Source organism: Paraburkholderia sp. BR10141, from assembly GCF_056155635.1.
In genome coordinates this window covers 1-14,650 of the sequence record NZ_JBMIQH010000068.1, presented here as the reverse complement: position 1 = coordinate 14,650, position 14,650 = coordinate 1, and the positions used below count along the sequence as shown (strand labels likewise).

Genomic DNA, 14,650 nt, shown 5'->3' with positions numbered 1-14,650 from the left:
GCAGCTCGCCGACATGACGATCCTCGCCGCGCGCGAAATCGAGAAGTTCGGCATCACGCCGAAGGTCGCGCTGCTTTCGTCGTCGAACTTCGGCAGCGTGCGTTCGTCGACCGCGCAGCGCATGCAGGCCGCACGCGAGCTGATCGCCGCGCGCGCGCCGCAACTCGAAGTGGACGGCGAAATGCACGGCGACGCGGCGCTCTCCGAGCTGATCCGCAAGCAGTCGTTCCCGGGCACGACGCTCACGGGCGAAGCGAACCTGCTGATCATGCCGAACGTGGAAGCGGCCAACATCGCCTACAACCTGCTGAAGGTGATCGGCGGCGAAGGCGTGACGGTCGGCCCGTTCCTGTTGGGCGCGTCGAAGCCGGTGCACATCCTCACGCCGGCGGCCACCGTGCGACGCATCATCAACATGACGGCGGTGGCTTCGGCGAACGCGAACGTGGCGAAGGCTGCAGCGAAGTAAATCGCTTTGGCGTGAATCGCCTGATGTGAAAAGGGCGCTCCGTATTGCACGGAGCGCCCTTTGCTTTTACCGCCTCGAATCAGGTGAGCGTCAAGCCGCGTGCCGCGCCGCGCCGTTTTCCGGCGAGCGCCATTTCGCGAGCAACGTGGCCCACTTCGCGCGCGCGGCCTTGAGGTTGTTCTCCTTGATATGGCCGTAACCGCGAATCGCGTCGGGCAGGTTCGCGAGTTCCAGCGCGAGCGGCAGATTCGCCTCGCTCAGACCGCCGATCACTTCGCGCATCAGCGTTTCGTACTCGCCGATCAATGCGCGTTCGTGACGGCGTTCCTCAGTGCGGCCGAATGGGTCGAGCGCCGTGCCGCGCAGGAACCTGAACTTCGCGAGCACGCGCATGGCCGTGAGCATGCGCGGGCCATACTGCTTCTTCACGAGCTGGCCTTTGTCGTCATGCTTCGCGAGCGAGGGCGGCGCGAGATGAAAATTCACCTTCCAGTCGCCTTCGAAGCTCGCCTTGATCTTCTCGATGAACGCCGGGTCCGCGTAGAGGCGCGCGACTTCGTACTCGTCCTTGTACGCCATCAGCTTGTGCAGGTTCTTCGCTACAGCCTCGGTGAGCGGAGACTGGCCGTCGACGTGCTCGAGCTTCGCTTCGGCCTCGCGCACGCTTTCGACGAACGCGCGATAGCGCCGCGCGTATGCCGCGCTCTGATACGCGGCGAGATACTGCGCGCGCTTTTCGATGAGCGTGTCGAGCGCCTTTGGCGTGTGCAGCGAGACGATCTTCGCGCCGGCCGCTTCGGCGTTCTGCTCGGCCATCGGCTTCTTCACGAGCTGATCCACGGCGGCGCGATCGTGCGCCACGCGGCGGCCCCATTCGAACGCCGCGAGATTCTTCTCGACCTGCACCGCGTTCAACTCGATCGCGCGCACGAGCGACTCGTGCGTGAGCGGCAGCCAGCCCTTTTGCCACGCGTAGCCGAGCACGAACGGGTTCGTGTAGATCGCGTCACCGAGCAGCGCGAGCGCGTAGCGGTTCGCATCGACGGTCGCGACGTGGTCCGTGCCCGCCGCGGCGCGCACGTCGGCTTCGGTGTTGGAGCCCGGGAACTGCCACTGCGGATTCTTGATGAACTCGGCGGTCGGCGTGGGCGCGCTGTTGAGCACCACGTGCGTCATGCCTTCCTGCATGCGCGAGACGCAGTCGTCGCCGGCCGTCACGATGGCGTCGCAGCCGATCACGAGGTTCGCCTCGCCCATGGCGATGCGCGTCGCGTGGATGTCGCCGGGGCGGTTGGCGATCTGCACGTGGCTCATCACCGCGCCGCCCTTTTGCGCGAGGCCGGTCACGTCGAGCACGGTCACGCCCTTGGATTCGAGGTGCGCGGCCATGCCGAGCAACGCCCCAATCGTCACCACGCCGGTGCCGCCCACGCCCGTCACGAGCACGCCGTAGGGGCGGTCGATAGCGGGCACGTCGGGCGTCGGGACGGTCGGCATCGCTTCGTTCGCGACGCTGCTCGTCTTCGGCTTGCGCAGCTGGCCGCCTTCCACCGTCACGAAGCTCGGGCAGAAGCCCTTCAGGCACGAGAAGTCCTTGTTGCAGGTGGACTGGTTGATCTGGCGCTTCGTGCCGTATTCCGTATCGAGCGGCTCGACGCTCAGGCAATTCGACTGCACCGAGCAATCGCCGCAGCCTTCGCACACGGCCTCGTTGATGACCACGCGCTTCGCCGGGTCCGGATACGTGCCGCGCTTGCGGCGGCGGCGCTTTTCGGTGGCGCAGGTCTGGTCGTAGATCAGGATCGTCGTGCCGGGAACCTCGCGCAGTTCGCGCTGGATCGCATCGAGCTGGTCGCGGTGGTGGATCGTCACCCCCGGCGCGAGCTTCGTGGCGGGTTCGCCTTCGTACTTTTCGGGTTCGTCGGTGACGATCACGATCTTTGCTGCACCTTCGGCGGCGACCTGATGCGTGATCTGCGGCACCGTGAGCGTGCCGTCGACCGGCTGGCCGCCCGTCATCGCGACCGCATCGTTATAGAGGATCTTGTAGGTGATGTTCGCCTTCGAGGCGATCGCGGCGCGGATGGCGAGCAGGCCCGAGTGGAAGTAGGTGCCATCGCCCAGATTGGCGAACACGTGCTTGTCGTTCGTGAACGGCGCCTGGCCGACCCACGCCACGCCTTCGCCGCCCATCTGGCTGAAGGTGCTCGTACCGCGGTCCATCCACACCGTCATGTAGTGGCAGCCGATGCCGGCCATCGCGCGCGAACCCTCGGGCACGTTCGTCGATGTGTTGTGCGGGCAGCCCGAGCAGAACCACGGCTTGCGCTCCGCCTGGACGCGCGGCTTCGCGAGCGCCTTTTCCTTGGCCTCGATCACGCTCATGCGCGTCGCGATACGCGCGCGCACGTCCGAAGGCAATTCGAACTTGTCGAGCCGCGTGGAGATCGCCCGGGCGATGATCGCCGGCGACAGCTCGTAGTGCGCGGGCAGGAGCCAGTTGCCCATCGGCACCGACCATTCGCCGCCCGCACCGTCCTTTTCGTCGAACTTGCCGTACACGCGCGGACGCTGCGCGTCGGGCCAGTTGTACAGCTCTTCCTTGATCGCGTATTCGAGAATCTGGCGCTTTTCCTCGACCACGAGAATCTCTTCGAGGCCGCGCGCGAAGGCGTGCGCGCCCTGCGCCTCGAGCGGCCACACGCAGCCGACCTTGTAGAGCCGGATACCGATGCGCGAGCAGGTTTCGTCGTCGAGGCCGAGGTCGGTGAGCGCCTGGCGCACATCCAGATACGCCTTGCCGCCCGTGATGATGCCGAAGCGCGCGTGCGGCGAATCGATCTCGATGCGGTCGAGCTTGTTGGCGCGCACATAGGCGAGGCCCGCGTACCACTTGTAGTCGAGCAGACGCGCTTCCTGTACGAGCGGAGGATCGGGCCAGCGGATGTTAAGGCCGCCCTCGGGCATCGCGAAGTCTTCGGGGAGGATGATGTTCGTGCGATGCGGATCGAGCTCGACCGACGCCGACGATTCCACCACGTCGGTCACGCATTTCATTGCAACCCAGAGGCCCGAGTAGCGGCTCATCGCCCAGCCATGCAGGCCGAAGTCGAGATATTCCTGGACGTTCGAGGGGAACAACACCGGTAGTCCGCAGGCCTTGAAGACGTGCTCCGACTGGTGCGCGAGCGTGGACGATTTGGCCGCATGGTCGTCGCCGGCGAGCACGAGCACACCGCCGTGCGGCGACGAGCCGGCGGAGTTGCCGTGCTTGAACACATCGCCGCTGCGGTCGACGCCCGGGCCCTTGCCGTACCACATCGAAAACACGCCGTCGTATTTCGCGGACGGGTACAGGTTCACCTGCTGCGAGCCCCACACGGCGGTCGCGGCGAGGTCTTCGTTCACACCTGGCTGAAAGACGATCTGATGCGCGGCGAGGTGCTGCTTCGCCTTCCAGAGGGACTGATCGAGACCGCCGAGTGGCGAACCGCGATAGCCTGAGATGAACCCCGCGGTATTGAGACCGGCGGCCTTGTCGCGCTCCTGCTGCAGCATCGGCAGGCGGACCAGCGCCTGGATGCCGCTCATGTACGCGCGGCCGCGTTCGAGGGTGTATTTATCGTCGAGCGTGACGGAAGCGAGTGCGGCTTCGAGCGAAGCGCGCTGACCTGCGTCTAGCGGGGCATTCATTATGTGTCTTCCTCCATCCAACCAATCCGTTGTGGGATCGCCAGAACTTCAGGGCCTCGGCATCTTGTGAATGCTCTGGCCGGGGTCGCCATATTGGCTTCTTTCTTTCGATAGTAGCACTCGGATAAACCCGCCGCTTCGAGCCTCGGAGCGCAGCGCCGCACTCCGCTGCATGTTTCGGGCCCGCGGCGCCTTGTCGCGCATGCGGCCTGAAACCCCTTGTAATAACGGATGTATCGAATTCCTCAGAGGAGTAACAACGTGTAAAACTTGCACTACCTGGGAACCGGACTTGAATATCCTGTCTAACTCCCTCACCTGTGCGAACCGCGCAGCTTCCCTGGCTGTTAACAGTTATTAAAAGGGGCACTACTGCAACAGGCAGTCTAAAAAAGGAGTCCAGCATGAATAATCGACATATCCAGACCTTCCTGACGGTCTCGGCTGCGTTCTTTGCCATGAGCGCGCCGCTGCATTCGAACGCCAGCACAAAGAGCGGCGAGAATGCGACGACCCGATGCGCCCAGTACACGCTGAGCATGAAGGCTGATACGAACGCCATGCCGGCCGCGAAGGCCGAACGCAAATCCTGATGCCGCGCTGATCCGCGCAGTATTCCATTCACCCGAATCCGGCGCCGGGGTGTGCGGCGGCGGATTCAAAAGTCAAAAAGGGCGAAGATCGCGCGATCTTTCGCCCTTTTTGTTTGGCTTTGGCCGAAATTACTGATGCGAGTGCGTCATGCCTTGTCCTGCACCACGCCCCGGCGGATCTGATCGAGTTCGATCGATTCGAACAGCGCCTTGAAGTTGCCCTCGCCGAAGCCCTGGTTGCCCTTGCGCTGGATGATCTCGAAGAAGATCGGGCCGATCTGGTTCTCCGTGAAGATCTGCAGCAGCAGGTCTTCGGGCATGCCGTCGATCAGGATCTTGCGCTTCTTGAGTTCTTCGAGCGGCTCGGTGTGGCCCGGAATGCGGCGGTTTACGAGCTCGTAGTACGTGTCGATCGTGTCGAGCAGCGCGATTTCGCTGGCGCGCAGGCCGTCCACGGTGCGGTAGATGTCGTTCGTGCCGAGCGCGATGTGCTGGATGCCTTCGCCGTGATAGGCGTCGAGGTATTCCTGGATCTGGCCTGCCGTCTCGCCGCCTTCCTCGTTGATCGGGATGCGGATCTTGCCGCAGGGCGAGGTCATCGCCTTCGACTTCACGCCGGTGACCTTGCCTTCGATGTCGAAGTAGCGGATTTCGCGGAAGTTGAAGAGGCGCTCGTAGAACTCGGCCCATTCGTTCATGCGGCCGCGATGGACGTTGTGCGTGAGGTGGTCGATATAGGTGAGGCCGTGGCCGACCGGGTTCTGCTCGGCGCCCGCGATCGGCTCGAAGTCGACGTCGTAGATGCTGATGTCGCCAATGCTGCCCGGCGCCGCGCCGTTCTTGCCGCGCCAGCGGTCGACGAAATAGATCAGCGAGTCGCCAATGCCCTTGATGGCCGGAATGTTCAGCTCCATCGGGCCCGTCTTGTTGTCGAAGCCCCACGCGCCAAGTTCGAGCGCGTGCTTGTAGGCCTTGGCGGCGTCCTGCACGCGGAAGGCGATCGCGCAGATCGACGGGCCGTGCAAACGCGCAAAGCGCTGGGCGAACGAGTCGGGTTCGCCGTTGACGATGAAGTTGATATCGCCCTGACGATAGAGCGTCACGTCCTTGTGGCGATGCCGCGCGATGGCCGTGAAACCCATGCGTTCGAACAGTTTGCCGAGCGCCTTGGGGTCCGGCGCGGTGTATTCGATGAATTCGAAGCCGTCGGTGCCGACGGGGTTCTCCCAGTTGGGGACCTGCATGGTTGTCTCCTGGCTGATGTAGATCAGATTTCGTGCTGCACAGTGTAGTCCGCCGTATTGGGAGAAAACTTGCGAGTTGGGTCGCATTGCTGTCGATCTACGCTATAAACTGCCTTAAATGAGTGTTGAGAAGGCAGAAAATGGCAAGTATCGAATTGGACGCGATCGACAGGCGCATCCTGGCGATCCTTCAGGAGAATGGCCGGCTCTCGAACCAGGAGATTGCCGAGCGCGTGAATCTCTCGCCGAGCCCGTGTTTGCGGCGCATCCGGCGGCTGGAGGAAAGCGGCGTGATCCGCAGCTACGTGGCGCTGCTCGATGCGCAAAAGCTGGGGCTCGACCTGCTCGCCTACGTGAACGTGCGGCTGGAAAAGCGCGGGCCGACGGCGGCGGGGCGCGAAGGCGTGACGCACGCCGAGCTGTTTCGTGCGGCGGTGCAGACCTGGCCGGAGGTGGTGGCCTGCCACGCGATGACGGGCGACATGGATTTTCTGCTGCGCGTGCAGGTGGAGGATATGGCGCACTTCTCGCGCTTCGTGCAGGACCAGTTGCTGCACCATCCTTCGGTGATCGACGTGAAGTCCAGCTTTTCGCTCGACACGTTCAAGGAAACGACGGCTTTGCCGATCCGCTGACTGCGCGGCGCCGTGCAGCAGACGCAAAAAAAGCGGCCGAGGCCGCTTTTTTCAATGCATCAGTCTGTCCCGAAGGGCAGGAGTCACGCCGCGACAGCCTGCGGCAGGATCGTTTCCATCAGCTTGCTGGCCTGGCGCGCCTGACGCTTGAGCGCGTAGTCGAACACGGCGGCTTGTTCCTGGAGCATTTCGGCGATGATGCTGCTCTGGTCGGCCGGCTCGAGCGAGAGATAAGCGTCGGCTTCGCCATACGCGTACTCGATCTTCATGCCCGACTTCTTCGCGATGTGCATCATCGTCGAGTTGCGCGACAGGCAGTGCATGTAGAGCGTGGTGACGTGCGTGTTGCGGCTGCGGATGGCGGCGCGCTCGAACAGCTTCGAGCCGATGCCCTGGCCGCGCGCGCTTTCCTGCACGGACACGCCGAACTCGGCCGTGCGGCCGTTGCCGTCCGCCGGCAGGTAGGCGAGATGGCCGACGCCCACGAGTTGCAGCTGGTGGTCGAACACGCCGAACACGGTGTCGCGCGTGAAATCCATCGAGCGCACGTACTTTTCGATCACGTGGTCCGGCGCGGCCTGGCCGAAGCGCAGCAGGCGGTCGTCGCTGTCGAGCGAGAGAAAGTGCGCGAGCAGGCGTTCGCGGTCTGCCGAGGTGAGCACTCGCACCATGACGGGCGCATGACCGGACGTCAGCGGACGAGCGGACGACATGATCGGCACGTTGGCTTGGGTCGAAAGCGGGTTCATGATGGGTTCTCCTTGGAATGCATGCCGCATGATGCAGCGCAAAACGCATTCTAGCGGAAACCCTGGATGCACTCTAGGGAAAACCCGGAGTGCAAATTTGAGTGTTGCGCCTAATTAATAAAAATATGAGCGCAAGCGACTGATTATTAACGCTTATTCTGAATGAGTCGTTTGACTCGTCAACTGTTGTCCTGACGCATCATGTCGCGTTGCAGCAATCTGGCCCGTAAAGTTCTATCGCCCGGAGCACCGTCCCAAGCCACCTTCAGGCGCCCTTCAGACCGTGATCGACCATGGCGATCACCTGCTCGGCGAAGTCGCGATATCCCATGCGGCCGCCGGGTTTGAGCCACGTAAACGTCCAGTTGATCATGCCGAACACCATCATCGTCAGCGCAGTCTGGTTTTCGATCGTGACGTGGCCCGGATACGCGCGCGCGAGTTGGCGCGTAAATGCGGCGACCACGTCGCGCTGGCGGTTCAGGATGATCTCGCGCTGGGCGTCCACGAGGTATTTGACGTCGTTCAGGAGCGCCACGTGGCGGCTGTGCGAGGTTTCGTACTCGGCGAGAAACGCGCGAATCAGCTCCGCGAAGCTCTCGCGCTCGTCGTGACCGCGCCGCTGGCTCGCGCCTTCGACCTCCGCGATGATCAGCATGAGCCGCTTGGTGTAGCGATCGAGCAGGTCGAAGAGGATCGCTTCCTTGCTCTCGTAATAGTGATAGAGCCGCGCCTTCGAGGTGCCGCTGGCGGCCGCGAGATCCGACATCGAGGTGCTCGGGTAGCTCGTCTGCGCAAACTTGGCGGCGGCGAGCTCGAGGATCTGGTCGCGTTGGGTTTCGTGGTCGGGCGCTCGGGTGCGTGCCATGGGAATTCAGCGGGGGAGGGAAAGGTGCGCGGCGGTTTGCGGCAGCGGCGGACGCGCGGCGCGCGCGGCAGCGGCGAGCGGAGCGCAGGCGGCGCACATATCGTCGCGCAGGCGCAGTTCTTCGGCCGCGCACAACTCGCGCAGGCGCCACAGCACGACCGGCTCGCCAACCGTGAAGCCGGCGCCGCCACGCGTGAGCGCTGCGCCGAGCACGTCGCTGGCGAGCCAGGAAGCGTCCGCCGGACGGTCTTCCAGGGCGTCGAGCACGTCGAGGATCATGGCGTCGAGGTCGCTCCACGTGCCGCTCGTAAAGGTGTTGTCGCGCCAGCGGCGCGTCTCGCCATTGGCGAACTTGGCTTCCTGCCACTCCAGCGCGAGACGCGTGATGCGCAGGACCGAGATCGGCGCGGCGTCCGGCAAGCGCGCCTCGATGCGGGTTGCAGCGTTCGGGCCCGAAATTTCGTCGGCAGTCAGACGCACTTCATTCAGGCGCTGCGGGACGTCGCGCAAGCGGTAGCAGACCCGCCGCAACGCGAGCTGGTGGGCGGCGTCGTGCGTGTGCCAGAACACCACGTGGGAATCGTCGGCTTCGAGCGCACCCAGCGCCGCACAGTCGTCGTGGGCGAGGGCGGGCGGCGCATCGCTCAGGCGCTCCCAGAAGGCGGCGCGTTGCGCGACGCCTGGGTCGCCCGCCACGTCGATGTCGCGCAACGGACCGACCGTCAGGTCGTCGCGCAGGGCGATCACGCGGTCCGGACGGCCTGCCGCTTCGAGAGCCTGTCGTAGCGCCGTCACGGCCGGCTCGCCGTAAATGAGGTGAATCGTGGTCATCGACAACTCGTTGCGTTCACGCTGAACGCCCTGTAAGCCCGAAAGCACGCAAATAACAAAAGGAGCCGCCCGCGGGTGTTGCAGCGCTGCGCTGCAACACCCGCGGGCGGCCCCTAGTGTAAGCGGATCGCCTGCGGGCCGAAAGCGTGCTGTTGCTCTAACGCCTTAACGTTCGTCGAAACTCACGACCACACGCTCACTCACCGGATGGCACTGGCAGGTGAGCACGAAGCCGTCCTTCACCTCCTGTTCCTCGAGCGTGTAGTTCTTGTCCATCTTCACTTCGCCTTCGAGCACCTTGGCGCGGCAGGTGCAGCACACGCCGCCCTTGCACGCGTAAGGCAGCGCCAGACCCGCCTTCAGGCCGACGTCGAGCAGGCTTACGCCCTCGTATGGCAGGCGCATCTTGCGCTTCTTGCCGTCGATGACGATTTCGAGGTCGGCCGCCGGCATGTTTTCGGTGATCTCGACGTTCGGCACGCCCGCCTGCGGCAGCGGCGAGCCGAAGCGCTCCACGTGCACCTTCTGCGGCGGTACGCCCGCGTCCTTGAACGCGGCTTCGGCGGCGTCCATCATCGGGCCGGGGCCGCAGATGAAGGCTTCGTCGATCTTGTCGGCGGGCAAGAGCGTTTCGAGGAACGCCGCGCACTTGGCCTGATCGAGCACGCCGTTGAAGAGCTCGACGTCCTGCAGGTCGTCCGAGAGCACGTGATAGAGGCGGAAGCGGCTCATGAAGCGGTTCTTCAGGTCTTCCAGTTCCTCGGCGAACATGATCGAGTCGACGCTGCGGTTGCCGTACACGAGCGTGAACGCGCTGCGCGGCTCCGATTCAAGCGTCGTCTTGATGATCGCGAGCACGGGCGTGATGCCCGAACCGCCCGAGAACGCCACGTAGTGCTTGCCGTGCTCGGCATTCAGGTGCGTGAAGAAGCGGCCATCGGGCGTCATCACGTCGATCTCGTGGCCGGGCGCGAGCTGATCGAACGCGAAGTTCGAAAAACGCCCGCCGCGCACGCGCTTGATGCCGATGCGCAGCTCCCCATCGCGGTCGTAGTCGGTGACGCCCACGCAGATCGAGTACGAACGACGCGTTTCTTCGCCATCGATGTGCGTCTTGAGCGTCACGAACTGCCCCTGGGTGAAGCGAAACGCCTCGCGCAGCTCGGGCGGGACTTCGAAAGCGACAGAGACCGCGTCCGCGGTTTCGGGCCGCACTTCGCGGATGCGCAGCGAATGGAATTGCGGAGTGGCCATATCAGTACGGTTTGAAGTAGTCGAAGGGTTCGCGGCAGTCGATGCAGCGGTAGAGCGCCTTGCACGCAGTCGAGCCGAACTGCGCGAGGCGTTCGGTGTGCTGCGAGCCGCAGTGCGGGCAGGCGGGCGCGGGCAACGGCTTCGGTTTCGCGATGAAGGTGATCGGCTGTTCGGCCGATCGAGGCGCGGAGCCGCAGTTGCCCGTGGGCGGCGCGATGCCATAGGCGCGCAGCTTCTCGCGCGCTTCGTCGGTGATCCAGTCGGTGGTCCACGCGGGCGTGAGGGTCGTCGCGATGCGGTAGGGCGCGAGCGCGGCGGCGTCGAGCGCGTGCGCGACGTCCTCCGCGATCTGCGACATCGCCGGGCAGCCGGAGTAGGTGGGCGTGATGACCACTTCGATCTGGCCGTCGTCGGCGCGGCGCACGTCGCGCAGAATGCCCAGTTCGCGGATCGACACGACCGGAATCTCCGGATCGGGCACCGATTCCAGCACTTCCCAGGCGCGTTCGAGCGCGTGATCTGCCGTTGCTTGCATCGTGACTTCCTCTGTTCCTGCGGGGGTGCTTACCAGCGCGCGTCCGGGTGCTGGCGCGCGAGGCTCTGCATCTCGGCCAGCACGAAACCCATGTGCTCCGAGTGCTCGCCGTGCTTGCCGGTCGTGACGTGCAACACCGGCGCGGGCATGGCGAGCGTGGCTTCTTCGAGCGCGGCTTCCACGTCGGTGCGCCACGCCGCTTCGAACTGTGCGGCGAGCGGCGCGATGCCGGCTTCGGCCACGGCCGTTTCCACGGCATCGGTGCTGAAGAATTCCCGCGTGTACGGCATCAGCCAGTCGATGGCGGCCTGGGCGCGGCGGTGCGATTCGTCGGTGCCGTCGCCGAAACGGATCAGCCACTCGCGCGCATGGTGCACGTGGTAGCGCGTTTCCTTGATCGAGCGCTCGGCGATTGCGGCCAGTTGCGGGTCGGCGGAGCGCAGCAGCGCGGTCCACAGATGCCCCATCAGCGTGGCGTAGAGGAAATTGCGCACGATCGTCACGGCGTAGTCGTTGGCCGAATGCGTCGTGCCGGCGAGCGGGCCGAAGTGCGGCAGTTCTGCGAGCGTGTAGTTCGCGAACTCGCGCTCGGCGCGGAAGTAGGCGTAGTCGTCCTCCGTGCGCTCGCGGCCGGTGAGGGCCTTTTCGAGCGTGGCGGCATGCGTGTAGAGCAGGCGCGCCTGACCGATCAGGTCGAGGCTCATGTTGGCGAGCGCGATGTCTTCTTCGAGGATCGGGCCGTGGCCGCACCATTCCGTATTGCGCTGACCGAGGATCAGCGCCGTATCGGCGAGGCGCAGCACGTACGCGAGTTGTTCAGGCGTGGGCGTCGTCATGTTGCGCTCTTACATGTGGTTGACTTCGTCGGGCAGCGTGTAGAACGTCGGGTGGCGATAGATCTTGTCGCCGGCCGGCTCGAAGAGCTCGGCCTTTTCGTTCGGATCCGATGCCGTAATTGCCGACGACGGCACCACCCAGATGCTCACGCCTTCCTGGCGGCGCGTGTAGACGTCGCGCGCCATGCGCAGCGCCATCGAGGCGTCGGAGGCGTGCAGGCTGCCACAGTGCTTGTGGTCGAGGCCCTGCTTGCTACGCACGAACACTTCCCAGATCGGCCATTCCTTGTTCATCGTGGATCTCCTTCCTTCCTGATTCATGTATGAGGTGCGCTCAAGCTGCGTGCTTTTCGGCGCGCTGACGTTGCTTTTCGGCGTGGGCGAGGGCGGCTTCGCGCACCCACGCGCCTTCGTTGTGTGCCTTCACGCGCGTGCCGAGACGCTCGCGGTTGCACGGGCCGTCGCCGTTCACGACGCGCCAGAATTCTTCCCAGTCGATCGTGCCGTAGTCGTAGTGGCCGCGCGCTTCGTTCCATTTCAGATCGGGATCGGGCAGCGTGACGCCCAGCACCTTCGCCTGCTCGACCGTCGCATCGACGAACTTCTGGCGCAGGTCGTCGTTCGAGATGCGCTTGATGCCCCATTTGGCGGACTGGTTGCTGTGGACCGAATCGGCGTCGCTCGGGCCGAACATCATCAGCACCGGCCACCACCAGCGGTTCACGGCCTGCTGGACGAGTTCGCGCTGCGCTTCGGTGCCGCTCATCATGGCGAGCAGCGCGTCGAAGCCCTGACGCTGGTGGAACGACTCTTCCTTGCAGATGCGGATCATGGCGCGCGCGTACGGGCCATACGTGCAGCGGCACAGCGGGATCTGGTTCATGATCGCCGCGCCGTCCACGAGCCAGCCGATCACGCCGACATCGGCCCACGTGGGCGTCGGGTAATTGAAAATGCTCGAATACTTGGCCTTGCCGGCGTGCAGGGCGTCGACGAGCTGGTCGCGCGAAACGCCGAGCGTTTCCGCCGCGCTATACAGATAGAGGCCGTGGCCTGCTTCGTCCTGCACCTTGGCGAGCAGGATCGCCTTGCGCTTGAGGCTAGGCGCGCGCGAGATCCAGTTGCCTTCCGGCAGCATGCCGACGACTTCCGAGTGCGCATGCTGCGAGATCTGGCGCACGAGCGTCTTGCGATAGGCTTCGGGCATCCAGTCCTGCGGCTCGATCTTGCCGTCGGCGGCCATGATGGCGTCGAACTGCGCCTGCTCCGGCGAGGTTGCGTCCGCGTCGAGCGGAGCAACGTTGCCGGGGATGTCGAGGGATTGCGTGTACATGGAGACGCTCTCGTCGAAGTTGGGTATGTCGCGCAGTATAAACCAACCGACCGGTCGGTAAATGAATTTTTTGAGGTAGGGCAAAGAAATTCAGGCCTCCCGCTGAGTTTTAGTGGGGCGGCAGCATGAATGCCTGGGATTTGTTGGTGCGGGCGGCTTGTGCGTGGGTTTTCGCGTGGTTTCGTGCGCTGGATTGTCAGGTGGATGGAAGGCTGCGCAACGGGCCATGGGGCACAATGCCCCTTTGCCTGCGCACTCGTTCACGGATGAAGATTTCTTTTGCTTCCCTCGCGGCCGCGGCCGCTTTGTTCATTTCGCTGGGCGCCACGTCTCCGGCATTCGCGGATCAAGCCCCGAGCCCCTGGGTCACGAGCTGGGCGACGGCGCTGCAGTCGATTCCCGAGCGCGACGCGCTCCCTGCGCTGTACCGTGCGCCCGAGGTGGCCGGACGTACCGTTCGCCAGATCGTATATCCGACGCTGGGCGGCACGGTCGCGCGGGTGCATGTGAGCAACCTCTATGGGCGCACGCCGCTCGTGATCGAGGCGATGGCGATTGGACCGTCGGCCGGCGGCGCGGCGGCGAGCGAGGCGGGCACGGTGCACGTGACCTTCGGCGGGCGGGCGTCGGTGTCGGTGCCGCCCGGCGCGGCGCTCGATAGCGATCCGGTCCAGATCGATCTGAAGGCGCACGCGCCATACGCGATCAGCTCCTATATGGGAGCCGAGCAAAAGATGGTTGCGTGGCACCGCGTGGCGAGCCAGGTGAATTACGTCTCTCGTCCGGGCAATCACGTCGCCGATCCGTCGATTGGCGCGTTCACCGAGCGCTTTACGCAGTACGCGTGGATGACGGGGCTGGCGGTCGAGGCGCCGGGGGCGTCGACAGTCGCGGCGATCGGCGATTCCATTACCGATGGCATGCGTTCCTCGCTCAACCAGAACCGTCGCTGGCCGGACGCGTTGGCGCGCCGCATCGCCCAGTCGCAGCGCACGGATCTCGGCGTGATCGATCTCGGGATCAGCGGCAACCGGCTGCTGAGCGATTCGCCTTGCTATGGCGAGGCGCTCGAGCGGCGCTTTGGCCGCGACGCACTCGGCCATCCGGGCGTGAAGACCGTGGTGCTGCTCATCGGCATCAACGACATCAACTTCCAGGCGATGCCGGCGCGATCGGGCCTCGACTGCGACTTTCCTCATACGCACGTGGACGCGAACGACCTGATCGCGGGCTACCGCCGCGTGATCGCGCAGGCACATGGGCGCGGCGTGCGCATTTTCGGCGCGACGCTCACGCCAGCTTCACTGCCGCCGGAGCGCGAGGCAATCCGCACGGCGGTGAACCAGTGGATTCGGACGAGCGGGGCGTTCGACGGCGTGGTCGACTTCGATGCCGCGCTGCGGGACCCGGCAGATCCGGCGCGACTGCGTTACGGCTATGACAGTGGCGACCACATCCACCCAAGCGATGCGGGCTACGCGGCGATGGCGAATGCGGTGCCGCTGGAGGTCCTTACCCGCAAGTGAGGAATATTTTCGCCACCCCCTTGCACAGCGCCGGCGGGGGCGATAAGATTCGCCCCCTTCGCAGTTCGATGTCTCCGACGTCAG

Annotated in this window: 14 protein-coding genes; 4 read left to right on the top strand and 10 right to left on the bottom strand. The window is 64.7% G+C overall.

Features of this window, described 5'->3' with window-relative positions:
* The coding region (locus ACOJB8_RS39765; RefSeq protein ID WP_475017683.1) for a phosphate acyltransferase at positions 1-469 on the top strand (469 nt) is incomplete at its 5' end.
* A 90-nt stretch (positions 470-559) separates the two neighbouring features.
* Here the strand turns inward: ACOJB8_RS39765 and ACOJB8_RS39760 are convergent.
* Positions 560-4,162 (bottom strand): indolepyruvate ferredoxin oxidoreductase family protein, encoded by a 3,603-nt coding sequence (locus ACOJB8_RS39760; protein WP_475017682.1) that lies wholly within the window; start codon positions 4,160-4,162, stop codon positions 560-562.
* A gap of 404 nt (positions 4,163-4,566) precedes the next feature.
* On the opposite strand from ACOJB8_RS39760, the gene ACOJB8_RS39755 reads away from it, so the two are divergent.
* Positions 4,567-4,755: a hypothetical protein gene (locus ACOJB8_RS39755; protein ID WP_028203437.1), complete on the top strand. Its 189-nt coding sequence runs from the start codon at positions 4,567-4,569 to the stop codon at positions 4,753-4,755.
* A gap of 146 nt (positions 4,756-4,901) precedes the next feature.
* Here the strand turns inward: ACOJB8_RS39755 and hppD are convergent, their stop codons facing one another.
* On the bottom strand, positions 4,902-5,999 hold the full coding sequence (gene hppD / locus ACOJB8_RS39750) for a 4-hydroxyphenylpyruvate dioxygenase (RefSeq protein WP_069264228.1): 1,098 nt from the start codon (positions 5,997-5,999) through the stop codon (positions 4,902-4,904).
* Between the two features lie 140 nt (positions 6,000-6,139).
* Here hppD and ACOJB8_RS39745 point away from each other — a divergent pair, with 140 nt between their 5' ends.
* On the top strand, positions 6,140-6,634 hold the full coding sequence (locus tag ACOJB8_RS39745) for an Lrp/AsnC family transcriptional regulator (protein ID WP_028203439.1): 495 nt from the start codon (positions 6,140-6,142) through the stop codon (positions 6,632-6,634).
* An 83-nt stretch (positions 6,635-6,717) separates the two neighbouring features.
* Here the strand turns inward: ACOJB8_RS39745 and ACOJB8_RS39740 are convergent, their stop codons facing one another.
* The 8 genes from ACOJB8_RS39740 to paaA all read right to left on the bottom strand — a co-directional run bounded on the left by ACOJB8_RS39740 (position 6,718) and on the right by paaA (position 13,040).
* On the bottom strand, positions 6,718-7,383 hold the full coding sequence (locus tag ACOJB8_RS39740) for a GNAT family N-acetyltransferase (protein WP_368606121.1): 666 nt from the start codon (positions 7,381-7,383) through the stop codon (positions 6,718-6,720).
* Between the two features lie 265 nt (positions 7,384-7,648).
* Positions 7,649-8,251 carry a TetR/AcrR family transcriptional regulator gene (locus ACOJB8_RS39735; protein WP_342949240.1) on the bottom strand — a complete coding sequence of 201 codons (603 nt, stop codon included), beginning with the start codon at positions 8,249-8,251 and terminating at the stop codon, positions 7,649-7,651.
* Positions 8,252-8,257: 6 nt separating this feature from the next.
* Complete coding sequence (locus tag ACOJB8_RS39730) at positions 8,258-9,082, bottom strand: DUF1835 domain-containing protein (RefSeq protein WP_475017678.1); 825 nt, start codon at positions 9,080-9,082, stop codon at positions 8,258-8,260.
* Positions 9,083-9,247: 165 nt separating this feature from the next.
* Positions 9,248-10,336 carry a 1,2-phenylacetyl-CoA epoxidase subunit PaaE gene (gene paaE, locus ACOJB8_RS39725; protein WP_475017676.1) on the bottom strand — a complete coding sequence of 363 codons (1,089 nt, stop codon included), beginning with the start codon at positions 10,334-10,336 and terminating at the stop codon, positions 9,248-9,250.
* Position 10,337: 1 nt separating this feature from the next.
* Positions 10,338-10,871 (bottom strand): 1,2-phenylacetyl-CoA epoxidase subunit PaaD, encoded by a 534-nt coding sequence (paaD, locus tag ACOJB8_RS39720; protein WP_069264216.1) that lies wholly within the window; start codon positions 10,869-10,871, stop codon positions 10,338-10,340.
* A 29-nt stretch (positions 10,872-10,900) separates the two neighbouring features.
* On the bottom strand, positions 10,901-11,707 hold the full coding sequence (gene paaC / locus ACOJB8_RS39715) for a 1,2-phenylacetyl-CoA epoxidase subunit PaaC (RefSeq protein ID WP_069264213.1): 807 nt from the start codon (positions 11,705-11,707) through the stop codon (positions 10,901-10,903).
* Positions 11,708-11,716: 9 nt separating this feature from the next.
* Complete coding sequence (paaB, locus tag ACOJB8_RS39710) at positions 11,717-12,001, bottom strand: 1,2-phenylacetyl-CoA epoxidase subunit PaaB (RefSeq protein WP_028203445.1); 285 nt, start codon at positions 11,999-12,001, stop codon at positions 11,717-11,719.
* Between the two features lie 40 nt (positions 12,002-12,041).
* On the bottom strand, positions 12,042-13,040 hold the full coding sequence (gene paaA / locus ACOJB8_RS39705; protein ID WP_342949244.1) for a 1,2-phenylacetyl-CoA epoxidase subunit PaaA: 999 nt from the start codon (positions 13,038-13,040) through the stop codon (positions 12,042-12,044).
* 266 nt (positions 13,041-13,306) lie between these two features.
* Here paaA and ACOJB8_RS39700 point away from each other — a divergent pair, with 266 nt between their 5' ends.
* Positions 13,307-14,566, top strand: coding sequence for an SGNH/GDSL hydrolase family protein (locus ACOJB8_RS39700; RefSeq protein ID WP_342949245.1), 1,260 nt, complete (start codon positions 13,307-13,309; stop codon positions 14,564-14,566).
* Positions 14,567-14,650 lie beyond the last annotated feature (84 nt).